Genomic DNA, 20,850 nt, shown 5'->3' with positions numbered 1-20,850 from the left:
ATCGTCTCCTCGGATATCAGGTCAGGCGGCGTGCCGCCCACGGAATTCGGTCAGGTAGAACAGCAGGCCGATGGCGGGAAAGGCGAAGCCGATCCAGGTCACCGGCGCCCAGCCGCCGACGGCGAAGGCATAGCCCGCCAGCGCCGAGCCCGCCGCGCCGCCCAGGAAGAAGATCGCCATATAGATGGCGTTCATCCGGCTGCGAGTCTCCGCCCCCAGCGAATAGATGGCGCGCTGCCCCAGCACCATGTTCATCTGCACGCCCATGTCGAGCAGCAGCCCGGCCAGCACCAGCAGCGCGATGGAGCCCTCCCCGGCCCGTGCGACGAAGAAGGACAAGGCTGCCATCGCCAGCGCGAAGCCGGTGGCCGGCCGGGTCCAGCCGCGGTCGGCGATCCGCCCGGCGATGGGGGCGACCAGCGCGCCCGCCGCCCCCGACAGGGCGAACAGCGCGATCCCCCGCTGGCTGAGATGGAAGGGCGCCCCCATCAGCAGCAGCGGGACGGAGGTCCAATAGAGGCTGAAGGACGCGAACATCATGGTCTGGTAGAAGGTCCGCCGCTGCAGCACCGGCGTCCGCACCAGAAGCCGCCCCAGCGACCCCAGCAGCGCGCCATAGCTGGACTGCCCACTCGGCCGCCGCTGCGGCAGCACCCGCCACAGCAGCACCGCAAAGCCCACCATCGCCACCGCCGACAGGGCGAACACCGCGCGCCAGCCCAGGCTGTCGGCGATCAGGCTCGACACCGGGCGGGCCAGCAGGATGCCCAGCAGCAGCCCGCTCATCACATTGCCCACCACCTGCCCGCGCGAGGCCTCCGGCGCCATGTGGGCGGCCAGCGGCACCAGCATCTGCACGGCGACGGAGGTGACGCCGATCAGGAAGGCCGCCGTCAGGAACAGCGAGGCGGTGGGGGCGACCGCCGCCACCAGCAGGGCCACCACCGTGCTGCACAGCGTCGCCACCACCAGCCGCCGGTTCTCCAGCAGGTCGCCCAGCGGCACCAGCAGCACCAGCCCGGCGCCATAGCCGACCTGGGTCAGGGTGACGACGAGGCTGGCGGTCTCCGGCGACAGCCCGACCGCCGGCCCGATCAGCCCGACCAGCGGCTGGGCATAATAGATGTTGGCCACCACCACGCCGCAGGCCAGCGCCATCAGCACGACGAGCGAGCGGGACAGGGCAGGGTGGGCAGCGTCTTCGGTGGCATGAACAGCGGTGGGCGGCATCGCGCGGTCCTGTAGGGTCGTGACTGCTTGGAACGGGCACAAAACAGCGCGCAGCCTAAGTCGGCACCTGCGGCCCGCGCATCGGTCATTTGCGCCGCCCGGCCATGCGTCTTTTCAGAGCTTGTAAGTTTCTATCGGCTTTTCTCGGCCGTCATCCCCGCAAAGGCGGGGATCCAGGAAGCTCCGCGATGAAGCGGCTGAAACGTCTGGATTCCCGCCTTCGCGGGAATGACGGTCGAAGGAAGCTCGTGATGAGATCCGATACGAAGCATAAAAACCCACGACCTCTCACCCCACCTCGGCGCACACCGCATAGAGCCAGTCGCGGAACGGTGCGAAGCCTGCATCGTCGCGGCGGGAGGCGCGACAGACCAGATACCAGGAATGGACCATCGGCACCGCCAGCCCGAACGGCGTGGCGAGCCGCCCGGCGGCGATGTCGTCCAAAATATAGAGCCTCGGCGCCAGCGCCACCCCGACGCCGTCGATGGCCGCCTGCAAGGTCATGGCATAGCTGCCGAAGGACAGCCCCCTTGTTCCCGAATCCGCCACCCCGGCGGCGGCCAGCCAGCGCGGCCAGTCCTCCCCCCAATGCGACACATGCAGCAGGGTGGCACCGGCCAGATCCGCCGGCCGTCGCAGTTCCGCCGCCAGCCGCGGCGCGCAGACCGGCTGCAGGCTGGAGGAGAACAGCCGCTCCGCCTCATAGCCCGGCCACTGGCCGTCGCCCAGCAGGACGGCGCAGGTCCAATCGTCGTTCATCGGCGCCCCCGCCCCGCCGGTGGCGATCCTCACCTCGATCTCCGGATGGGCGAGATGAAAACTCGACAGGCGCGGAATCAGCCAGCGCACCGCCACCGTCGCCCCCATCCCCACCGTCAGCACCGGCCCGGCCCGCATCGCCGACACCTGCTCCACCCGCCGGGCGATGCCGTCGAAGGCGTCGGTCAGCGTCGGCTGCAGCGCCCGCCCGCGTTCGGTCAGCACCAGCGCGTTGGCCCGCCGGTCGAACAGGGCGAAGCCCAACCGCTCCTCCAGCAGCTTCACCATCCGGCTGACCGCCGCCTGCGAGACATGCAGCTCCGCCGCCGCCGCGGTGAAGCTGCCATGGCGCGCCGCCGCCTCGAACGCGCGCAGGCCGTTCAGCGAGGGCAGTCGGCGCATGGTCTCATCCTTACTTCACCCCAACTTTTCCTGAGGCTGAGCATCGAACAATGCCGTTTGCGGCGCAACCGCGCGCGTGCGAATTTTCCCCATCATCTCCGACATTCAGGCAGATCATGCTGACGCTTCCGCTGATGGTGGGGCTTGGCCTCACCGTTCTCGTGACCTCGTTTCTGTCGGGCCTGTTCGGCATGGCCGGCGGCATGGTGCTGATGGGCCTGCTGCTGATCCTGCTGCCGGTGCCGTCGGCGATGCTGCTGCATGGCGTGACCCAGTTCGCCTCCAACGGCTGGCGGGCATGGCTGTGGCGGCGCCATGTGGTCTGGCCGATCATCCTGCGATTCGCGTTGGGCGGCTCCGTGGCCGGCCTGCTGTTCGCCCTGGCCGGTGCCGTGCCCGACCGCGCGGTCTCGCTGCTGATTCTGGGACTGACGCCCTTCCTGGCGCTCGCCATCCCCGCCCGCTGGGCGCTGAACGCGCAGAAGCCGCTGCATGGCCTGCTGGGCGGCTTCCTCTGCATGGGCATCCAGCTGCTCGCCGGAATCTCCGGCCCCCTGCTCGACGCCTTCTTCATCCGCAGCACCATGACCCGCCAGAGCGTGGTCGCCACCAAGGCCGCCATCCAGTCGGTCGGCCATCTGGTCAAGATCGCTTACTTCGCCCCGCTGGTGGCCGGCAGCGCCGACGAGACTGTGGAGTGGACGGTGATCCTGATGTCGATCGCCATGGCCCTGCTCGGCACGAATCTCTCCCGCCGCGTTCTGGACCGCATGAGCGACGCCCAGTTCCGCCTGTGGAGCCGCTATCTGGTGATGGGAACCGCCGGCGTCTATCTCGGCCAGGGCCTGTTCCTGCTGGCGGCACATTGAAAAATGCATTTTAAATCAACTGTTTATCCCATTCCTTTTTTCCATCCTTACTCCCTGGGGGCCAGATCCCGCCCCGAAGCCGTCGCAAAGCCCGTCTCTCCAATCCTTACGGCTTGGGGGCGGGCTTCCTTACATCCTGGGGGCGGGTAAGCCCTTGAGACTCCTGACACGCTCCAGAATCGGACTCTCAACTCCGCAGACTCCCACCATCCTTACCTCCTGGGGGCCTGGATCCGGCATTGGGTGCCCCCAAGCCGTAAGGATTGCGCTTGTCCACCGACCCCCGAACAGCAAAAATGCCTGAACGCCCCCAGGCAGTAAGGATAGAGCACCTCCCATAACCCCGCTCCGCAGACTCGAGTCGCCGCGATTCGCACCATGAAGGCCTCCCCACCGGTCTGTCCGGCTGAGATTCGCACTTGGGAAGCGCTGGCAGATCCGGCACTTAGCGTGCGCTCGCCTCTCCCTTTCCCTTTTAAGAGGATTCGTCGGCGCGAATCCCAAGGAGAGTCCGCGAGTCGCATCGAATCTTCCTTACAGGGTGGGGGAAACAGCCTTACCGGGTGGGGGCGAGTCGCACACCCCCCGGGGCGTAAGGGTTCCGCCCCCAGGGTGTAAGGATGATCGGGATTCTTCGGCACGACCCTTTCCTTACTTGTTTTTGGGGTAAGGATTGATTTAGCCTCGCTCGATTTCGCGGGAGGACGGCGATGGCGGGTACGGGGCGCAGGAAGGCGCGCGGTGCGGTGACGGAGGAGTCCGTCCCGTCGGACGCGGCTGCGCCCACCAGGGCGAACACGGCCAGTACGGCGAAGACCGCCGCTCCGAATCTCGTCGTTCTGGGTCCGCAGGATCTGGCCGGCGGTGCTGTGATCGACGGCGACGGTGCCGCGGCCACTCTGCCGGCGGTCGGCCCAGAATCCGCGGCCCCGGTCGCCGGCCTGACCGCCCGCGTCGCCAGCGCCACCTTCGAGCGCGACGGCTACAAGCATCTGATCAAGGCGGCGGAGGCGGTCTACAGCTATCCGGCCAACGGCACGCGCCTGTCGCTGCCGGCGCAGAAGATGCTGAATTTCATGATCCATCTGGCCGGCAGCCAGAACTTCGCCAACAAGCTCTACCGCTTGCCCAAGCGCGTGGTGCGCGGCAACCACAAGGGCAACGAGCGGATCTTCGACGCGCTGAAGGAGATCTTCGACTCCAGCCTCGTGGTCATCGGCCCCTTCCGCGGCCGCCGGTCGCGCGCCGAGCTGCGCATCCTCTCCAGCTATGTCCGGCCGGAGGAGGAGGAGGACAGCGACGCCGCCGACATCCATTTCCAGTTCACCGACGCCTTCCTGGAAATCCAGCGCTCGTCGCAGCTGTGGGCCAAGCTGTCCGGGCCGGCGATGGTCAAGGTCACCAGCACCTACGCGCTGAAGCTCTACGAGATCGGCATGCAGCGCTACCAGATGGACTATCCGTCGCTGGAGCTGGACATCGACACGCTGCGCAAGCTGATGAACGTGCCGGAGGGCGCCTACAAGGATTTCGGCATCCTGCGCACCCGCACCATCGACCGCGCCATCTCCGAGGTGAACCAGCTCGCCCCCTTCCGCGTCAGCATGCCGGAAGACAAGATGAAGCGGAAAGGCCGCAAGATCGAGGCGGTGACCCTCGATTTCGACGCCAAGGACGAGGAGGAGGCGGCCGAGACCTATCTGGAGCGCGAACGCCACAGCGCCGGCCGCCGCGCCCGCCGCATCGGCAAGGTCGACACCGTCGCCCCCGCCGACCCGGTGGACTCCGGCCTCGCCGATCTCGGCCCGCTGCCCGACGCCGACGACGTGACCGCCCTGTGGGCCGCCGTCCTGCACGCCCTGAAGGGCAAGGTCCCCGCCCCGCTGCTGGCCGAACTGGAACCGGAACGGGTGGAGGAAGCCCCCCAGGGCGGCCGCCGCCTCGTCCTGAAGGCCAAGAACGCCGCCGTCGCCGACACCGCCCGCATGAACCACTGGCCGAGCCTGAAGTCGGCCCTGTCCTCGCTGACCGCCGGCATGATCGAGGACGTCGCCTTCGAGGTCGCGGCCCGCAAGCCGAAGGCGGCGAAGGCGGCCTCCCCCGAGACGTAAGGATTGGGGGTAGGCGTGCCTGTCCGGACAATCCCCTCTCCCGCCCCGGGAGAGGGCGTGGAGCCGCCGGCCGAAGGCCGGAAGAGCGCCGATAGGCGATCTTAGGCGGAATGCGGTCGCGAGGCTTGCGAGCGACATCGGGGCCCGCCGCGAAGCGGTGGGAAGGGTGAGGGGTGATCCAAGGAACCATGCGGTTCGGGATTCTTGCGCTATCTCTCACCCTCTACCGAGTCCACCATCCATCGCTTCATTGCCGAGCACAACAAGACGGCCTAGCGCCTCGTTTGAACCGTCGATCTCGACCGCATCATCGCCAGCATCAACAAAGCTAAACGAGCGTCAGGCGCGGACCAATTGAAGTGTTCATCCGAGAATTGGTGTGCCAATGCGAGGGCGGCTCATCAAGTGGACGCGCTATTCACACTTAAAGACTCGTAAGATAGGAGAAGCCATGTCGTTGTACCTTGCGATTTGACTTCCACAATTCCAATAGGTCATCAACGCCCTTAGTGGATATCAGCGCACCTCCAGCAGCGGCGCCTGCCGCCAATATTTGCCAAGCATCCATGCCATTGAAGTGCGTCGCCGCCAAGAATGAAAGCATGGCGGCTATGGTATGGGCGGACACCTTTCCAACCGCCTCTTCGAAATTAGATTGCATTTCTTCGCGTGCTGAAAGAAGCACGGGCTGAACCTTTTCGTTAATTATGCGGTCAAGCTGATCAGTTAATTTTTCAGAATACGCATGTTCGCGCAAGCTATACGCGATTTCTTCTACGCGCTCCCGCAGGCGACTTCTTGCTTTTTCGAATTTATTACGATAGCGCAGAATCTCGTCGATAGACATTTCAGCCAACCTCTCCGGCGAGACAACTTTATCTACAAGAAACAATGTTAGGTGGGATTCAAGGTCTTTTTGCGACTCTAGACCATCGATTACTTTTTTCAAAGTCCCGTCGGTTGAAGCATCCCCCAATGTTCGAGCAACCTTTCGCCGAAGAAGCCTGTCATGATGAGTGCTATCGGTAAAAGGTACGAGCCCTTGAGCTGCTGCAACAAGAAGAGCTTCGTTGATGCGAAGGCTTGCAGCCTGTAGATGTGGAACTTGATATGCCTCAAGCTCAATATGCTTCGCGTGAGGGTTTCCGCCGATGACATAGCGGAAGCTCGAAAGAAAGACCTCAAGGTGGCGGTCCTTTGGAAGGTTTTTCCATCGAAACTCAGCAAAACTCTTTATGCTCTCATTAACATTATCAAGAGTTCCTTTTGATTTTATAAGAGACTGTAGTGAAATTGCTTCGGAGAACCTCCCAGCCCCAGGATAGAATGCGCCTACAAACCCCTTCGGTAGACGGCTCCCTTGGATTCGCCACGTAGAAACATCCTCCTCCATTGCCATTTTACAGAATTCATTGTCTGACACGTCATATACGACATTCTCTGTCAGGTATTCCCCGAGGCTCTCTGCGACCACTGCCGCATCCAGCGTTTGAGCTATCCCCTCCTCTTCTAGCTTTTCGATGGCTGAGTAAACTCTATCAACTTCACGCTGGTCTTCTTGATGATCATTTGCCTCAATGATCGCAATTTCTTTTCTTATAAATGTTGGCTGTCCGTCCAAAAATGAAACTTTATCAAATAACAGTGCCGATTTTTTTAGCGTAATAAACTTTTTTGGACGGGAGTACGGGTAGTATACGCAACCAATTTCTTTCATGATTCTATCCTTTCAATTTCTTCATGCCGCACTTCGCCCCAATGCATCGGGCTACTCTTAAACCAAGCCACTAACCGCTCGACCTCCCATTTCTGCAACACCATATCCGCCCCACCATTTATGGGAGGATATACACGTATTCGGTTTGCTACGCTTGGATTATGCAGTCTATCGCTGCCTCCACGTAAAACAGGCACCGTAGGCTATGACAAAATGGCCCTATGAGCAACTAAAGCGCATGTTCTTACTATGTCCTCAAACCACAATCTATCTGAGCACCTACGTGTCATCATCCTATGAGGCGCGGACTGCGGCTCAGTTCTTCCGCCGGTACGCCAATGGCTGATCCGGTCGCACAGAGCGCATGACCTTGATTGAGCAGCGCTCCAGCTCTCCCTTTCGTTACAGCATTACGACGGCCGCAGCCGACCGCCGGCAGGATGTCCTTCCCCTATTCGGCCGCTGCCGGCGGACGGCCGGGCCGGCGGGGGCGGTAGCGGGCGGCGAACAGCAGGGGATCGCGGCTGAAGGCGCGACAGACGATGCCGAGCATCGCCGGCACGGCGGTGGCGCCGGTGCGCCAGTTCGACCAGGTGTTGACATGCACCCCCACCAGATCGGCCGCCTCCTGGTTGGACAGGTCGTGGCGATTCTGCCAGGCGATCAGTTCGGGCTGGCCGAAGGGGCGTTGCTGTTCGGCCAGCAGCGCCAAGTGCATGCTGTCGATGGCCAGATCCTCGTCGCCGTTCCACTCCACCATTGTGGCATCGACCAGACGGGCGGAGGCGAACACGGCAGGGTCACGCAGCTGGTGGAAATAGGGGTGTCCGGACTCCAGCCAGCCGGTCAGGTCGACGCGGTCGACGCGACCGTCGTCCCAGGTCAGCGCCAGGACGGCACCCGCGGCGGGCGCGACCGCGGCGAGACGCGGGACCTTGCGGGGGCCTTGCGGCAGGACGGGCGGGATCATGGGCGCGCCTCCTTTCAGGCGAAGGGGATGGTGGGGTTCCAGGCGTTCCACTCGCTCACCAGCCGGTCCTTGTTGGCGGCGGCCCAGCTCTGGACCTCCTTGCGGATGGCGGTGGGCAGGTCGCCGGCGTACCTATCGCGCCTCCGCCGCCGAGCCACTAAACATGCTCCCAATATTGGGTGTGAGGAACACAAGCTTTGTGTGAAGCCGTAGAAGGTGGGCGGAAGGTCACGCAACGGCCCGCCCGTTTGGCTCGCAACGGATTTCGCAAAAACGCGCCACGAAAAGACAACTTTCCTATAACCTCTCCGCACCTCGTCCATCATCCTGCGGAGCCACCCCATGCCCCTCGACAGCCGTACCCTTCAGAACGACCATTTCCCCCTCTGGGCCGAGGAGCCGCCGGTGCCGTCCGAAGGCTCGCTGGTTCCCGGTTCGCAGTTCCATGAGGAGCAATGGATCATGGCCGCCGGCATGCTGGCGCGCGGCAGCAGCTTCCTCTATGTCGCCCGCGCCATGGGCTGCAGCCGCACCACCCTGTGGCGGGCCTATTACGGCTCCAAGGATTTCCGTCACAGGGTCTGGTGGGAGCGGCAGGCCCTGAGCCGCGAGGCCGACCTCCGCCTGTCGTCGCTGCGCAGTCTGGTTGTCGAGCAGATCGAGCGGCTGGTTTCCTCCGGCGATCCGTCGACCGTGCGCTGGCTGGCCGACCGGCTCGGCATCCTCGACCGGCTCGGCATCCTCGACCGGCTCGGCATCCTCGACGGGCTCGGAGCCCAGCCGGCTCGACAACCGCAAACCCGGCAGCCGTCGGAAGACCTGTCTGCCGACCCGTCCGCCGAGATCGTCCCCGAACTGGACGATGACGACGACATCCCCGGCGCCATCCGGGAGCGTACCCCGCCCGATCCGCGCGCCGTCGCCGCCATTCTGGCCCGCCCGGAATCGACCGGGCCGAAGGGTGTCTATCCCTGGACCCTCAACCCCGACGATCCCTATCCCAACCTCGGCTCGGCGCTGGAACGTCAGGGCGGAAAGGCCGCCTTCGGCCGTCTGTGAGGCATGCGGGCCGGTGAACATGGAACAGCCGCCGGAAAGTGTTCCACGCCGTTCCATCCCCCCAAAGGCCCCCAAGCAGTAAGGATCGGCGGAGTCTCCCCCGCCGATCCCGTCACCCTCAGCCCTGCTTGGCCTTCAGCGCCGCCAGACGGTCGGACAGGCTGGTCGGCGCGGTCTTGCCCGACGCGGCGGCGAGCGCGGCGGCGATGTTGGGGTCTTCCTTCTCCGGGGCCGACGGGCGCAGCAGCTTGGCCTTGGCGTTGGCGGCCTCCGCCGCGGCCAGATCCTTGGCGGCGGTGTCCTGCATCGCCTTCAGCGCCACGGTCAGGCCGCTGGTGGCGCCGGCAAGGCCGGCGGCCTGACGGGCGGCTTCGGCCTGACGCTCGGCCATGGCGCGCTGCTGGTCGGCGCGGCCCATGTCGCGCTGGGCGCGGGTCAGCTCGGCGCGGGCGGCCTTCAGCTTGGCGCCGGCCTCGGAATAATTCTTTTCCAGCATCTCCAGGAACTCGCGCGCCTCGACCGCATCGCGGACCTCGCGGTCGATCTCCGGAGCCATCTCCTCCAGCATGCCGACGACGGTCTCCAGGCTCTTCTCCAGCGCGGCCTTGCGCGACGGGTCGCTCTCGCCGTCGATCTGGCGCTGCAGATGCTCGGCGGCGGCCATGCGCTGGTTCGACAGCGCCTTGATCTCGTCGGCCTCGCGCTGCTCGCGGTCATGGATGGCGCGGGCTTCCGCCACCTGCAGGCCAAGCTGGTCGAGATGCTGCTCCATGGTCCGCAGTTCCGCCTCCGTCGCGGACTTCGGATCCCAGCGCACCAGCGCCTCCATGGCGCCCTGGACGGCCTGGTCGGTCTTGACACCCATAAGGTTGCGGATGAAGGCAAGCATGGCTGATTCCTGTCGAAGGAGGGTTGTTGGAGGCGTCCCCCGCACCGGGGCGGCGGACGCTTCGCCTGCACAGATGGGGAGGGGGCGATCCCGGAACCAGACCCCCATCCTTACCTCTCGGGGGCGAGCTGTCCGGTCCCCCTCATCCCGCCATGGCGGCGGCGTTGATGACCGCCACCCCCAGCTGGACGCCGACCAGCGCCGCGGCCGACGCGACGTTGCCCGATTCGATCTGGCCGCGCAGGTCGCGGATCAGCAGGGTCGCCACGGCGAAGGCGACCAGCTGCAGGATCAGCGCCACCACGCCCCACAGCAGGATGTCCAGCCAATAGGCGCTGGTCGCCAGCGTCGCCGCCAGCGGAATGGCGAGCGCGACGATGGACCCCGCCAGCGTCAGGCCGCCGGCGGCATTGCCTTCCGCCACCAGCCGGCGCTCGTCGAAGGGGGTGATGCGGGTGTAGACGGCGACGCCCGCCACCAGCAGCGCCAGCGTGACGGCGAGCTGGACCAGCAGCACCGGAAGGCCGGTGCCGAGCGCGGTCAGGATGGAACCGAAGGTGCTTTCCATGGGGCCGGCACTCTTGTCGTGTGGGTTAGGACAGGGAGAGGGAGGCGGGGTTCACGTCGATGCCGGCGGCGATCTCGACCGACGCGCGGCCGGACCGCTCTACCGCCTCCACCAGGATATATTCGGTGGCGGGCGCGGGGGACGCCGCGCCGGTGGGGGCGCCATACAGCATCGACTGGCTGACCACAGTCTCGGTCCCGCGCAGGGTCTGGCGCGCCTCGCTGAGGGTGAAGGGCTGGATGCGGCTGGCGCCCGGCTGCCAGACTCGCGGATAGAGCTTGCCGTCCTTGGTCTGGAACTCCGGCCAGCCGATCATCCCCTCCGCATCGTCCAGCCAGAATCCCCATTCATCCTCGTCGGACGGGGTGACGCTGTCGATGGGGGTGAAATAGCGGCACTCGTCCGGTTGCCCGTCGGGACCGAGATGGATCTGGAAGAAGCCACCCCCCGGAATATGCAGGCGGTAGACGGTGGCCGGGCCGGAGGTGACGGTGCCGACCGCCTCGATCGACACCAGCCGGTCGGTGCCGGTGTCCGGCGCCTTGACCTTGGTGGCGCCCTCCGCCAGCAGGAAGGGGGTGGGGTCGATGGTGACGGTCATGCCCAGCCGGAACAGCGACGGGCTGTAGCCCTTGCCGCTGAGCTTCTGGTTCACGTAATTGCCGAGCGTTCCGAACAGGGGCACGTCCGATCCTCCCTTGGAGCCAGAGCCCTTGGATACAGGGCTGTTGGCGACTGGACCCGATTTTGGCGGCGACTCCATCCGGCGCCGCGCCCGCCACAGCAGGAACAGCACCGCGACGCCGAGCAGCAGGAAACCCCACCACCAGAAGCCGTGCCCGCCGGCCCCGCCACCGGCGTTGCCCGACGCCTGCGCCGCGCTGGCGCTGTCCACCGAACTGGCGGAGTCGGCGCGGGCCAGATCCGCCGGCACGTCGGGCGGCAGCTGTCCCGCCTCGCGCGGGGTTCCGGCCTGGGCGGCCATCGACTGGTCGAGCTGGTCCAGCTTGCCGCGCAGCTCCGCATTGTCGCGGGCCTGCCGGTCGGCCTCCTGCCGCCACTCGCGATAGCCGGGGTCCTCGGCGTTGTTGTGGAAGAAGGCGGCGTGGCCCGGCCGGGTCAGCGTGTCGAGCATGAACCACAGGAACAGCCCGTCCCAGATGCCGAAGCGGCGCGGCGCGCTGTAGGCGTAGGGCGGCGGGCTCCAGCCATAGCCGCCATAGCGATTGGCCGGCGCCGGCCGGGTGGACGGGGTGCGGTAGGAGGACCCGCCCGATCCCCAGCCCCACCCCCAACCGCTGGAACCGCCGCTGCGGCCCTGCGTGGAGGCGGCGGGCGGCGGCGCGCCCGGCTGCGCCGGCGGGTTGAGGTCGTTCTCCTGCCTGGTGCGGTAGCGGTTCAGCGCGTCGGCCGAGCCCTGCTGGCTGAAGGTCCGGTCACCGGCCGAACTGGGCGGCGCTGCGACCGGCGGGGCGCTTTTGCCCGGCCGGGCATAACCGCCGCTGGAATTGGAGGAACCACCGGAGAACCAGCCGCCGCCGCTTCCGGTGGAGGGTGTGCGCGGGGCGGAGGGACGGGTGTAGCCGCCGCTGCCGCCGCCGATGGACGGTGTGCGCGATGGCCGCGAATAGCCGCCCGACGACCGGCTTCTGGAGCCGGCACGGGCTTCGGCCTCTCCCGGCATCAGGGTGACGGCGGCGGCCATGGCGGCGATGGCGAGCGGAGCGGGGGCAGCGGGAGCGGTAAGGATCGCGCCGACGGGGACCGACAGCGGCTGCACCGTCATCAGAAGGGCGACGGCGAGGGCGCGCCATCGCTCCGTCCAGCGGTCCTGACGCCGGGTGGGCCTTTGGGGCTTCTCGGTTTGCGTCATCTTCCTCTCGCGCGTCTTCCGGAGCCGGTTCAACCGGCCCTTCCGGCGATTCGTTGCGCGAGCCTAGGCAGATACGCCTCCATGCTCAAGGATAACCGTCGTGGCCGGCTCTCATGGCGCCGCTCAGGAGACGGCGGACACCGTCCGCTTGTCCGGTTCCGCCTCCGGCTGCGGCGGCCGCAGGGTCGGCGGCCCGCCGGCGGCGGTGACCAGACGGTCGCTCGCGGCCTCCAGCCTCTCCTCAAGATCGCGCATCGCCTCGGCGCGGAGCATTCCGGGCATGATCGGCGGCAGGAATTCCACCACCACCGTGCCGGGATACTTCAGGAAGCTGTGGCGCGGCCAATAAAGCCCGGCATTCAGCGCCATCGGCACGATGGGAATGCCCAGGCTTTCGTAAAGCACGCCGACGCCGATGCGGTAGGGCCGGTAGGTGCCCGGCGCGACGCGGGTGCCCTGCGGGAAGATCACGATCGGCCGCCCCTCGTCCCGCACCGGGCGGGAGTTGCGGATCAGCGACTTGATCGCCGCCCCGCCGGCGCCGCGGTCGACCGGGATCATCTTCGCCTTGGCGGCGTACCAGCCCCAGATCGGGATCCACATCAGCTCGCGCTTCAGGATGATCGCCGGATCCTTCACCAGCAGGTGGAGCTTCATCGTCTCCCACGCCGACTGGTGCTTGGCCGCCAGCAGGAAGGGACCGTCGGGCAGGTTCTCGCGCCCGCGCACCTCATAGCGGATGCCGACGAGCCTGCGCTCCAGCCAGCCGACCGTGCGCAGATACCACACCACGACCGCCACCATCTGCGGGCGCGGCAGCAGCAGCATCCACAGCAGGGCGAAGCACATCAGCGCGGTCCAGAGATGGAACGCGATGTTGAAGGCGAGGGACCGGATCCAGATCATGGCCGGCAACTTGTCAGGTCTTTATCGACTTCTCAAGTATTCCGCGTGGCCAGAGAGGGGGCAGGGGGACATCGTCGCAGGTTGCGGGGCAGGTTGCGGGGCGGGGTGGACTCCGCCCCCCGCCGGGTGCATTGTCGCCGGCGTGGAGGGGTTGACGAGCTGTGGTGGGACCGTGATTCGTTTCGAGAATGTCGGCTTGCGGTACGGCACCGAGGCGGAGGTGCTGCGCGACATCAGCTTTACCCTTCAGCCGGGTTCCTTCCATTTCCTGACCGGCGCCAGCGGCGCGGGCAAATCGTCGCTGCTGAAGCTGATGTATCTCGCCCACCGGCCCTCGCGCGGGCTGGTCACCCTGTTCGGCCGCGACATGGCGATGGTGACCCGCCGCGACCTGCCGGAACTGCGCCGCCAGATCGGCGTGGTGTTCCAGGATTTCGCCCTGCTCGATCATCTCTCGGCGCTGGACAATGTGGCGCTGCCCTTGCGCATGGCCGGTACGCCGGAGGCCGACGTGGTCGCCCATTGCAGTGAGATCCTGCGCTGGGTTGGGCTGGGCAACCATCTGCACGCCAAGCCCTCGACCCTGTCGGGCGGGCAGAAGCAGCGGGTCGCCATCGCCCGGTCGGTCATCAACCGGCCGCGTCTGCTGCTGGCCGACGAACCCACGGGCAACGTCGACGACGGCATCGGCATGCGGCTGCTCTATCTGTTCGAGGAACTCTACAAGCTGGGGACCACCGTGGTGATCGCCACCCACAACGAGGCGCTGATCCGCCGTTTCGATCATCCGCGCCTGCATCTCGACAATGGCCGGCTGATGGTCGTTCCCTCGCGCGGCAGTCAGGTCCAACAGGGCCGGGCGCAGGACGGGCGGTCCAACGATGCAAGGTGGGAGTAGCGGCATGGCGCTTCGTCCCGTGCGTCCCCGTTCCGACCTGCCGCTGGCGGTCGATCCGTCCTCGCGCTTTCTCGGTTGGATCACCGCGCTGATGGCGTTCCTGGCGGCCCTGGCACTGGCCGGCGCCATGCTGGTGTCGGACATGGCGCAACGCTGGGACAGCGGGCTGGCCGGCGGGCTGACCGTGCAGGTGGCGCCGATGCCGGGCGCTCCCGTGGCGCCGCTGGACGAGCGGGCGGAGGCGGCATTGACCGTGCTGCGCTCCACCCCCGGAATCGGGTCGGCGACCCTGCTGAGCGGGGGCGAGATCGCCCGGCTGCTGGAGCCCTGGCTGGGATCGGGGGCTTCGGACCCGTTGCTGCCCATGCCGCGGATGATCGACGTCGTCGCCGACGGGCCGGTGGACATTGCGGCCTTGCGCCTGCGCCTGACCTCCGCGGCGCCGGGGGCGACGCTGGACGACCATGCGGTTTGGCTGGCGGACCTGCGCTCCTTCGCCGGGGCGATCCGGCTGGCGGCACTGGGCGTGGTGCTGCTGATCGGCGTGGCGGCGGTGATGACCGTGGTCTTCGCCGTGCGCACCGGCCTTGCCATCCATCGGCCGGTGGTGGAACTGCTGCATCTGATGGGCGCCACCGACCGCTATGTCTCCCGCCAGTTCGAACGCCACGTGGTGTCCTTGAGCCTGCGCGGCGGCGGGATCGGTCTGCTGCTGGCCGGCGGCACCATGTATGGGCTGCACAGCGCCTCTCAGGGATTGCGGGCCAGCCTGCTGCCGGACCTGGCCCTGGAGCCCTGGCAATGGGCGGTTCTGCTGCTGGTGCCGGCGGCGCTGGCCCTGCTGGCGCTGGCGACCGCGCGCTGGACCGTGCTGCGCACGCTGGAGTCGATGCCGTGACGGGGTCGCGATGAGCCTCATCCACCGGCAGCGCGGCAGCGGGGTGATGGCGCGGGCGGTCGGACATCTGTTCACCGGCGCGCTGGTGCTGGCGGTCGCCTGGCTGGCTGGACTGTTCTGGTACGCGGCCGACGTGCCGCGCTTGCCGCCCACCGGCGCCGATGCCGAGCGGAAGACGGACGCCATCGTCGTGCTGACCGGCGGCAGCAACCGGCTGGTCACCGGGCTGGAACTGCTGGCCGCCGGGCGGGCGAAGAAGCTGTTCGTGTCCGGCGTCTATGACGGGGTGGAGGTGCAGGAACTGCTGAAGCTCTCCCGCCATTCCCCGACCGAGATGGAATGCTGCATCACGCTTGGCTATTCCGCCGACAGCACCATCGGCAACGCCTATGAGACGGCGGATTGGATGCGCGACCAGGGATTCCGGTCGCTGCGGCTGGTGACCGCCAACTACCACATGCGCCGCAGCATGCTGGAACTGTCGATGGCGATGCCCGACGTGGAACTGGTTCCCCATCCCGTCGTCGCTCCCACCGTCCATCTGGACGATTGGTGGATGTGGCCGGGCACCGCCAACCTGCTGGTCAACGAATACAACAAGCTGCTGGTGGTGGGCCTGCGCTGGATGGTGCGCAGCCTGTTCCGGGACTGACCCCAAGGAAATCGGAGTGGCGCGCCCTAAAAGCGAATGAGAATGACTTGCAATTGATGGCGGGCGGAGGTAGGGTCCGGTTCAGGGTTCACGCCCGGACACCGCCGACCGCAACGTCCGTCCAGCAAGAAAGACACGCCATGCACGACAGCGCCGTCTCCGCTCCCGCCTCCTTCATCGCCGCATCCCTGCCGGTGGTCGAATCCGCCCGTCTGATGTCGGGCAGCCGCGAGATCGTGATCCAGCACGCCGGGCAGAGCTACCGCCTGCGCGTGACCCGCGCCAACAAGCTGATTCTGACCAAATAAAAGACCTTCAACGAACCTTCCGGGAAGACGTCACCGAGAATGGGCGCCGGCCACATGGTCCGGCGCCCATTTTCTTTTTTGTGATGACGTCTCACGCCCGGCCTTGTACCTCATAACCGGCATCCTCGATGGCTTGCCGGATGACGGATTCATCGGCGTTGCCTTCGACGGCGACCTGACCAGCCTTCAGGTCGACCAGCGCGCGGTCCACGGCGGGAACGGCTTCCACGGCCTTGGTCACGGTCTGGGCGCAGTGGCCGCAGGTCATTCCGGATACCTTCAGTGTCAGCATGGGTGCTCTCCCTTGATGGCGTGCGATGCTTGATTGGGACAGGCTGCGCCTTCCAGTGATTGGAAGGTCAAGCGGCATTCCATCGGCCCGCTCAACCGATGGCGGGCGGAATCGTCCCCGGGGTATTTTCGTCTAAATATAGAGACCGCATCTCAAAAAAGAGACTTTCTGGCCGTCAATTGTCTCGATAAGGAGACGTTGGGTTGGCTCATGGCTTTGTGTGCAGTGCAAAAAATCCGCAATGTCAAAGGTTTCGCCTGCGACGACTGTGCTCCCCGTCATTGGCATGGCCTTTGCTCTAATTGATGCATGCATCCGTAGCCGGGTCCACCATGAGAGGCTGCGCCGGCTGTCTCCGCCGCAATGCCCGGAACCGACATCCCTGACGTCGGACCTCCGAAAAGAACAACCGAGGGAGCATCGTCCAAATGAGTTTCCTGATCTGCCTGGGAGCGCTCGCGTTCCTCATGCTGGTCGCCTACCGGGGCTTCAGCGTCATCCTCTTCGCGCCGGTGGCGGCGCTGGCGGCGGTGCTGCTGACCGACCCATCCGCCGTGCCGCCTGTCTTCACCGGGCTGTTCATGGACAAGATGGTCGGCTTCGTGAAGCTGTACTTCCCGGTCTTCCTGCTGGGCGCGGTGTTCGGCAAGGTGATCGAACTGTCCGGCTTCTCCAAGTCGATTGTCTCCGCCGTCATCAAGCTGGTCGGGCGCGAGCGGGCGGTGACCTCCATCGTCCTGGTCTGCCTGCTGCTGACCTATGGCGGCGTGTCGCTGTTCGTCGTGGTCTTCGCCGTCTATCCCTTCGCGGCGGAGATGTTCCGGCAGGGCGACATTCCAAAACGCCTGATCCCCGGCGTGGTGGCGCTCGGCGCCTTCACCGTCACCATGGACGCACTGCCGGGCACGCCGCAGATCCAGAACATCATCCCCACCACCTTCTTCAAGACCGACGCCTATGCCGCTCCCTGGCTGGGCCTGATCGGTTCGATCTTCATCCTGACCCTGGGTCTGATCTATCTGGAATGGCGGGTGCGCTCTGCCATCGCGCGCGGCGAGGGTTATGGCAGCGGCCACACCAACGAGCCGGAGCCGGTGGCTTCCGAACTGCTGCCGAACCCGATCCTGGCGCTGTCGCCGCTGGTTGCGGTCGGCGTGCTGAACAAGCTGTTCACCATGGCGATCCCCAGCGTGTACGGTGCCACGAGCGAGGTGGCGCTGACCCCCGGCGCCAAGCCGCTGGTGACTCAGGTTTCCGCCGTCGCCGGCATCTGGGCGGTGGAAGGGGCGCTGCTCTGCGGCATCCTGCTGGTGCTGGCCTTCGCCTGGAAGCCGGTGTCCCAGCGCTTCGCCGAGGGCACGAAGGCCGCCATTGGCGGGTCGCTGCTGGCCTCGATGAACACGGCGTCGGAATACGGCTTCGGTGCGGTGATCGCGGCGCTGCCGGGTTTCTTGGTGATCCGCGACGCGCTGTCCGCCATCCCCAACCCGCTGGTGAACGAGGCGGTGACGGTCACCGCGCTGGCCGGCATCACCGGGTCGGCATCCGGCGGCATGAGCATCGCGCTGGCGGCGATGGCCGACCAGTTCATCACCGCCGCCAACGCCGCCGGCATCCCGATGGAGGTGCTGCACCGCGTTGCCTCGATGGCCAGCGGCGGCATGGACACCTTGCCGCACAACGGCGCCGTCATCACCTTGCTGGGCGTCACCGGGCTGACGCACCGGCAGTCCTATGGCGACATCTTCGCCGTCACCTGCATCAAGACGCTGGCGGTCTTCTTCGTGATCGCCGTCTATTACCTGACCGGGATCGTCTGATCATGAAGAACAAACTCGTTTCCCTGGAAGAGGCCGTCGCGCGCATTCCCGACGGCGCTTCCCTGCTGATCGGCGGCTTCATGGCCGTCGGCGGCCCCAACCGGCTGGTGGACGAACTGATCCGCCAGGGCAAGCGCGACCTGACCATCATCGCCAACGACACCGCCCGGCCCAACAACGGCCTGGGAAAGCTGGTGGTGGAGAAGCTGGTGCGCCGCGTCGTCACCAGCCACATCGGCCTGAACCCCGAGACGCAAAAGCAGATGATCGCCGGCGACATCGAGGTGGAGCTGGTGCCGCAGGGCACGCTGGCCGAGCGCATCCGTGCCGGCGGCGTCGGGCTGGGCGGCGTGCTGACCCCCACTGGCGTCGGCACCACGGTGGAGGAGGGCAAGCGCAAGGTCGAGATCGACGGCGTGACCTATCTGCTGGAAATGCCGATCAAGGCCGACTTTGCGCTGGTCGCCGCCAAGCAGGCCGACCTGTACGGCAATCTGACCTATGCATTGACCGCACGCAACTTCAACCCGCTGATGGCGATGGCCGGCGCCACCGTCATCGCCGAGGCCGAGGACATTCTGCCCGTCGGCTGCATCCCGCCCGATGCGGTGATGACGCCGTCGGTGCTGGTCGACCACATCGTCACCTCCAAGCCGCGCTGATCGGGGAGTATCGAGCCATGGATGAAAAGACCCTGATCGCCAAGCGCGTCGCGCTGGAGTTGAAGGACGGCGACCTCGTCAACCTGGGCATCGGCCTGCCGACCCTGGTCGCCCGCTACGTCCCCGCCGGCCGGCATGTGTTCTTCCAGTCGGAGAACGGGATCGTCGGCATGTCCGGCCCGATCACCGGGGCGGAGAACCACGACCTGACCGACGCCGGCGGCTCGCCGATCTCGGCCCTGCCGGGGGCGGCGTCGTTCGACAGCGCCCTCTCCTTCGGGCTGATCCGCGGCGGCCATCTCGACGTCACCGTGCTGGGCGGCCTGCAGGTGGACCGCGAGGGGCGGCTCGCCAACTGGATGGTGCCGGGCAAGATGGTGCCGGGCATGGGCGGGGCGATGGATCTTGTCACCGGCGCCCGCCGGGTGATCGTCGCCATGCAGCACAGCGCCAAGGGCGAGGCAAAGATCGTTGAGCGTTGCGCCCTGCCGCTGACCTCGGTCCGCCGAGTCGACCTGGTGGTGACCGACCTCGCCGTCATCGAGCCGACCGATGCCGGCCTCGTCTTGAAGGAAACCGCCCCCGGTGTCACGGTGGAGCAGGTGATCGCCAACACCGGGTGCGAGTTGATCGTCGCCCCGGACCTCCGTTCCATGCCGATCGAAGGATAAAGAAGAATGACCAATCTGAAGGGGAAGGCCGCGCTCGTGACTGGGTCCACCAGCGGGATCGGCCTTGGGATCGCACGGCAGCTTGCGGGGCAGGGCGCCGACCTGATGCTGAACGGCTTCGGCGATGCCGGCTATATCGCCGAGCTGTGCCGGTCGCTGTCGACGGAGTTCGGCGTGCGCATCGCCCACAACGGCGCCGACATGTCGAAGCCCGATGAGATCGAGGCGATGGTCGCCGCTACCGAGGAAGCCTATGGCCGGCTGGACGTGCTGGTCAACAATGCCGGCATCCAGCATGTGGCGCCGGTCGACGCCTTCCCGGTGGAACGCTGGGACGCCGTGATCGCCATCAACCTGTCGGCCGTCTTCCACGGCACCCGCGCCGCCTTGCCGGGCATGAAGGCGCGCGGCTGGGGCCGGGTCATCAACATCGCCTCGGTGCATGGATTGGTGGCTTCGGTCAACAAATCGGCCTATGTCGCCGCCAAGCATGGCGTGATCGGCCTGACCAAGGTGACGGCGCTGGAACTGGCGGAGACCAACATCACCTGCAACGCCATCTGCCCCGGCTGGGTGCTGACCCCGCTGGTGCAGAAGCAGATCGACGCGCTGGCTGCCTCGCGCAACCTGTCGGTGGAGGAGGCCGGGCGCGAACTGCTGAGCGAGAAGCAGCCGTCCAAGTCCTTCGTCACGCCGGAACAGTTGGGTGAACTGGCGGTGTTCCTGTGCTCGGAGGCCGCCGGCAACATGCGTGGTGCGGCCCTGACGATGGATGGCGGCTGGACCGCCCAATAAGACTGGCGGCGTGACGCATGGGGGCGGGTCGACAGGCCAGTCCCCATGCATCACGACCTTTTTTCAGGTGTCAGCTGTCGCCGGTGATGGGGACGAGGTCGAAGGGCGTCGCGATGAAGGGGCGGCCCTGGCCGTGACCGGCACGGGCATGGCCGCGTTCGGTCGCCGCCTGCCGGAAATAGCCGACCACGAACACGCGCAGGGCGTTGGCAAGCGACACGCCCGCTTGGGAAGCGCGGCGGCCCTGCTGCTCCATGCGATCACGGACGTCGTAGCAGAGGTCGTCCACCGTCAGATCCTCCCGACGGCAGATTTCTTCAAGCCCTTCCCAATACGACGGCTCCAATCGGATCGTGACATCGCGCCCGGACAATTTGAGCGTGCGGGAAGTCAGTGAAGCGACGCCCGTGAATTGATCGACGCTGGATTTCCTGTTCCCTTCGCTCGACATGCTCTTAAGCCCTCGTGCTACCCGTGCGATTGCCCCCAACGCATGCA

22 protein-coding genes are annotated in these 20,850 nt (G+C 66.3%); 11 read left to right on the top strand and 11 right to left on the bottom strand.

The window, feature by feature from the left end:
• Positions 1-21 precede the first annotated feature (21 nt).
• Entirely contained in the window at positions 22-1,230 is a 1,209-nt protein-coding gene (locus PWS46_RS25385) for an MFS transporter (protein ID WP_434623640.1), read from the bottom strand.
• A gap of 288 nt (positions 1,231-1,518) precedes the next feature.
• The gene (gene gcvA, locus PWS46_RS25380; RefSeq protein ID WP_434623638.1) at positions 1,519-2,394 is read right to left on the bottom strand and encodes a transcriptional regulator GcvA; all 876 of its coding nucleotides are present in this window, start codon (positions 2,392-2,394) and stop codon (positions 1,519-1,521) included.
• A gap of 116 nt (positions 2,395-2,510) precedes the next feature.
• Here gcvA and PWS46_RS25375 point away from each other — a divergent pair, with 116 nt between their 5' ends.
• Positions 2,511-3,263, top strand: coding sequence for a TSUP family transporter (locus tag PWS46_RS25375; protein WP_434623636.1), 753 nt, complete (start codon positions 2,511-2,513; stop codon positions 3,261-3,263).
• A 710-nt stretch (positions 3,264-3,973) separates the two neighbouring features.
• Entirely contained in the window at positions 3,974-5,374 is a 1,401-nt protein-coding gene (locus PWS46_RS25370; protein WP_434623634.1) for a replication initiation protein, read from the top strand.
• 424 nt (positions 5,375-5,798) lie between these two features.
• Here PWS46_RS25370 and PWS46_RS25365 read toward each other — a convergent pair whose 3' ends face one another.
• The 3 genes from PWS46_RS25365 to PWS46_RS25355 form a co-directional block, all read right to left on the bottom strand.
• Positions 5,799-7,091: a hypothetical protein gene (locus PWS46_RS25365; protein ID WP_434623633.1), complete on the bottom strand. Its 1,293-nt coding sequence runs from the start codon at positions 7,089-7,091 to the stop codon at positions 5,799-5,801.
• Positions 7,092-7,542: 451 nt separating this feature from the next.
• Positions 7,543-8,061: a DUF2442 domain-containing protein gene (locus tag PWS46_RS25360; protein ID WP_434623631.1), complete on the bottom strand. Its 519-nt coding sequence runs from the start codon at positions 8,059-8,061 to the stop codon at positions 7,543-7,545.
• A 14-nt stretch (positions 8,062-8,075) separates the two neighbouring features.
• Positions 8,076-8,219, bottom strand: coding sequence for a hypothetical protein (locus PWS46_RS25355; protein WP_434623629.1), 144 nt, complete (start codon positions 8,217-8,219; stop codon positions 8,076-8,078).
• A 184-nt stretch (positions 8,220-8,403) separates the two neighbouring features.
• Between PWS46_RS25355 and PWS46_RS25350 the strand changes: the two genes are divergently transcribed.
• Positions 8,404-9,120, top strand: coding sequence for a hypothetical protein (locus tag PWS46_RS25350; RefSeq protein WP_434623627.1), 717 nt, complete (start codon positions 8,404-8,406; stop codon positions 9,118-9,120).
• Between the two features lie 118 nt (positions 9,121-9,238).
• Here the strand turns inward: PWS46_RS25350 and PWS46_RS25345 are convergent, their stop codons facing one another.
• The 4 genes from PWS46_RS25345 to PWS46_RS25330 form a co-directional block, all read right to left on the bottom strand.
• Positions 9,239-10,009: a hypothetical protein gene (locus tag PWS46_RS25345; protein ID WP_434623625.1), complete on the bottom strand. Its 771-nt coding sequence runs from the start codon at positions 10,007-10,009 to the stop codon at positions 9,239-9,241.
• A gap of 142 nt (positions 10,010-10,151) precedes the next feature.
• Positions 10,152-10,577 (bottom strand): DUF350 domain-containing protein, encoded by a 426-nt coding sequence (locus tag PWS46_RS25340; protein WP_434623623.1) that lies wholly within the window; start codon positions 10,575-10,577, stop codon positions 10,152-10,154.
• A 25-nt stretch (positions 10,578-10,602) separates the two neighbouring features.
• Entirely contained in the window at positions 10,603-12,450 is a 1,848-nt protein-coding gene (locus PWS46_RS25335) for a DUF2491 family protein (protein ID WP_434623621.1), read from the bottom strand.
• Between the two features lie 123 nt (positions 12,451-12,573).
• Positions 12,574-13,356: a lysophospholipid acyltransferase family protein gene (locus PWS46_RS25330; protein WP_434623619.1), complete on the bottom strand. Its 783-nt coding sequence runs from the start codon at positions 13,354-13,356 to the stop codon at positions 12,574-12,576.
• Between the two features lie 172 nt (positions 13,357-13,528).
• Between PWS46_RS25330 and ftsE the strand changes: the two genes are divergently transcribed.
• From ftsE to hemP, 4 genes are all read left to right on the top strand, one after another.
• Positions 13,529-14,254 carry a cell division ATP-binding protein FtsE gene (gene ftsE / locus PWS46_RS25325; protein WP_434623617.1) on the top strand — a complete coding sequence of 242 codons (726 nt, stop codon included), beginning with the start codon at positions 13,529-13,531 and terminating at the stop codon, positions 14,252-14,254.
• 4 nt (positions 14,255-14,258) lie between these two features.
• Positions 14,259-15,152 (top strand): cell division protein FtsX, encoded by an 894-nt coding sequence (locus tag PWS46_RS25320; protein ID WP_434623615.1) that lies wholly within the window; start codon positions 14,259-14,261, stop codon positions 15,150-15,152.
• Between the two features lie 10 nt (positions 15,153-15,162).
• Positions 15,163-15,804, top strand: coding sequence for a YdcF family protein (locus PWS46_RS25315; protein WP_434623613.1), 642 nt, complete (start codon positions 15,163-15,165; stop codon positions 15,802-15,804).
• Positions 15,805-15,944: 140 nt separating this feature from the next.
• On the top strand, positions 15,945-16,112 hold the full coding sequence (gene hemP, locus PWS46_RS25310) for a hemin uptake protein HemP (RefSeq protein WP_085091948.1): 168 nt from the start codon (positions 15,945-15,947) through the stop codon (positions 16,110-16,112).
• 91 nt (positions 16,113-16,203) lie between these two features.
• Here hemP and PWS46_RS25305 read toward each other — a convergent pair whose 3' ends face one another.
• Positions 16,204-16,404 carry a heavy-metal-associated domain-containing protein gene (locus tag PWS46_RS25305; RefSeq protein ID WP_109073298.1) on the bottom strand — a complete coding sequence of 67 codons (201 nt, stop codon included), beginning with the start codon at positions 16,402-16,404 and terminating at the stop codon, positions 16,204-16,206.
• Positions 16,405-16,832: 428 nt separating this feature from the next.
• Here PWS46_RS25305 and PWS46_RS25300 point away from each other — a divergent pair, with 428 nt between their 5' ends.
• From PWS46_RS25300 to PWS46_RS25285, 4 genes are read left to right on the top strand one after another with little or no spacing between them, the layout of a single operon-like run.
• Positions 16,833-18,224, top strand: a complete 1,392-nt coding sequence (locus PWS46_RS25300) for a GntP family permease (protein WP_434623611.1) — start codon at positions 16,833-16,835, stop codon at positions 18,222-18,224.
• Positions 18,225-18,226: 2 nt separating this feature from the next.
• On the top strand, positions 18,227-18,886 hold the full coding sequence (locus tag PWS46_RS25295) for a CoA transferase subunit A (protein ID WP_434623609.1): 660 nt from the start codon (positions 18,227-18,229) through the stop codon (positions 18,884-18,886).
• Between the two features lie 17 nt (positions 18,887-18,903).
• Positions 18,904-19,557 carry a 3-oxoacid CoA-transferase subunit B gene (locus PWS46_RS25290; protein WP_149198832.1) on the top strand — a complete coding sequence of 218 codons (654 nt, stop codon included), beginning with the start codon at positions 18,904-18,906 and terminating at the stop codon, positions 19,555-19,557.
• Between the two features lie 6 nt (positions 19,558-19,563).
• Positions 19,564-20,352, top strand: a complete 789-nt coding sequence (locus PWS46_RS25285; RefSeq protein WP_434623608.1) for a 3-hydroxybutyrate dehydrogenase — start codon at positions 19,564-19,566, stop codon at positions 20,350-20,352.
• A 70-nt stretch (positions 20,353-20,422) separates the two neighbouring features.
• Here PWS46_RS25285 and PWS46_RS25280 read toward each other — a convergent pair whose 3' ends face one another.
• A complete protein-coding gene (locus PWS46_RS25280; protein WP_434623607.1) occupies positions 20,423-20,803 on the bottom strand; it encodes a ribbon-helix-helix domain-containing protein in 381 nt (126 codons plus the stop codon).
• Positions 20,804-20,850 lie beyond the last annotated feature (47 nt).

Source organism: Azospirillum sp. B2RO_4 (assembly GCF_051124815.1).
In the GTDB taxonomy this organism is placed as follows: domain Bacteria; phylum Pseudomonadota; class Alphaproteobacteria; order Azospirillales; family Azospirillaceae; genus Azospirillum.
The sequence above is the reverse complement of the archived record's forward strand: the minus strand, read 5'-3'. Positions and strand labels throughout refer to the sequence as shown.

Bases quoted from the DNA above. Each gene is read 5' to 3' on its own strand.
- PWS46_RS25385 (WP_434623640.1), bottom strand. From the start codon at position 1,230: ATGCCGCCCACCGCTGTTCATGCCACCGAAGACGCTGCCCACCCTGCC.
- gcvA (WP_434623638.1), bottom strand. From the start codon at position 2,394: ATGCGCCGACTGCCCTCGCTGAACGGCCTGCGCGCGTTCGAGGCGGCG.
- PWS46_RS25375 (WP_434623636.1), top strand. From the start codon at position 2,511: ATGCTGACGCTTCCGCTGATGGTGGGGCTTGGCCTCACCGTTCTCGTG.
- PWS46_RS25370 (WP_434623634.1), top strand. From the start codon at position 3,974: ATGGCGGGTACGGGGCGCAGGAAGGCGCGCGGTGCGGTGACGGAGGAG.
- PWS46_RS25365 (WP_434623633.1), bottom strand. From the start codon at position 7,091: ATGAAAGAAATTGGTTGCGTATACTACCCGTACTCCCGTCCAAAAAAG.
- PWS46_RS25360 (WP_434623631.1), bottom strand. From the start codon at position 8,061: ATGATCCCGCCCGTCCTGCCGCAAGGCCCCCGCAAGGTCCCGCGTCTC.
- PWS46_RS25350 (WP_434623627.1), top strand. From the start codon at position 8,404: ATGCCCCTCGACAGCCGTACCCTTCAGAACGACCATTTCCCCCTCTGG.
- PWS46_RS25345 (WP_434623625.1), bottom strand. From the start codon at position 10,009: ATGCTTGCCTTCATCCGCAACCTTATGGGTGTCAAGACCGACCAGGCC.
- PWS46_RS25340 (WP_434623623.1), bottom strand. From the start codon at position 10,577: ATGGAAAGCACCTTCGGTTCCATCCTGACCGCGCTCGGCACCGGCCTT.
- PWS46_RS25335 (WP_434623621.1), bottom strand. From the start codon at position 12,450: ATGACGCAAACCGAGAAGCCCCAAAGGCCCACCCGGCGTCAGGACCGC.
- PWS46_RS25330 (WP_434623619.1), bottom strand. From the start codon at position 13,356: ATGATCTGGATCCGGTCCCTCGCCTTCAACATCGCGTTCCATCTCTGG.
- PWS46_RS25320 (WP_434623615.1), top strand. From the start codon at position 14,259: ATGGCGCTTCGTCCCGTGCGTCCCCGTTCCGACCTGCCGCTGGCGGTC.
- PWS46_RS25315 (WP_434623613.1), top strand. From the start codon at position 15,163: ATGAGCCTCATCCACCGGCAGCGCGGCAGCGGGGTGATGGCGCGGGCG.
- hemP (WP_085091948.1), top strand. From the start codon at position 15,945: ATGCACGACAGCGCCGTCTCCGCTCCCGCCTCCTTCATCGCCGCATCC.
- PWS46_RS25305 (WP_109073298.1), bottom strand. From the start codon at position 16,404: ATGCTGACACTGAAGGTATCCGGAATGACCTGCGGCCACTGCGCCCAG.
- PWS46_RS25300 (WP_434623611.1), top strand. From the start codon at position 16,833: ATGAGTTTCCTGATCTGCCTGGGAGCGCTCGCGTTCCTCATGCTGGTC.
- PWS46_RS25295 (WP_434623609.1), top strand. From the start codon at position 18,227: ATGAAGAACAAACTCGTTTCCCTGGAAGAGGCCGTCGCGCGCATTCCC.
- PWS46_RS25290 (WP_149198832.1), top strand. From the start codon at position 18,904: ATGGATGAAAAGACCCTGATCGCCAAGCGCGTCGCGCTGGAGTTGAAG.
- PWS46_RS25285 (WP_434623608.1), top strand. From the start codon at position 19,564: ATGACCAATCTGAAGGGGAAGGCCGCGCTCGTGACTGGGTCCACCAGC.
- PWS46_RS25280 (WP_434623607.1), bottom strand. From the start codon at position 20,803: ATGTCGAGCGAAGGGAACAGGAAATCCAGCGTCGATCAATTCACGGGC.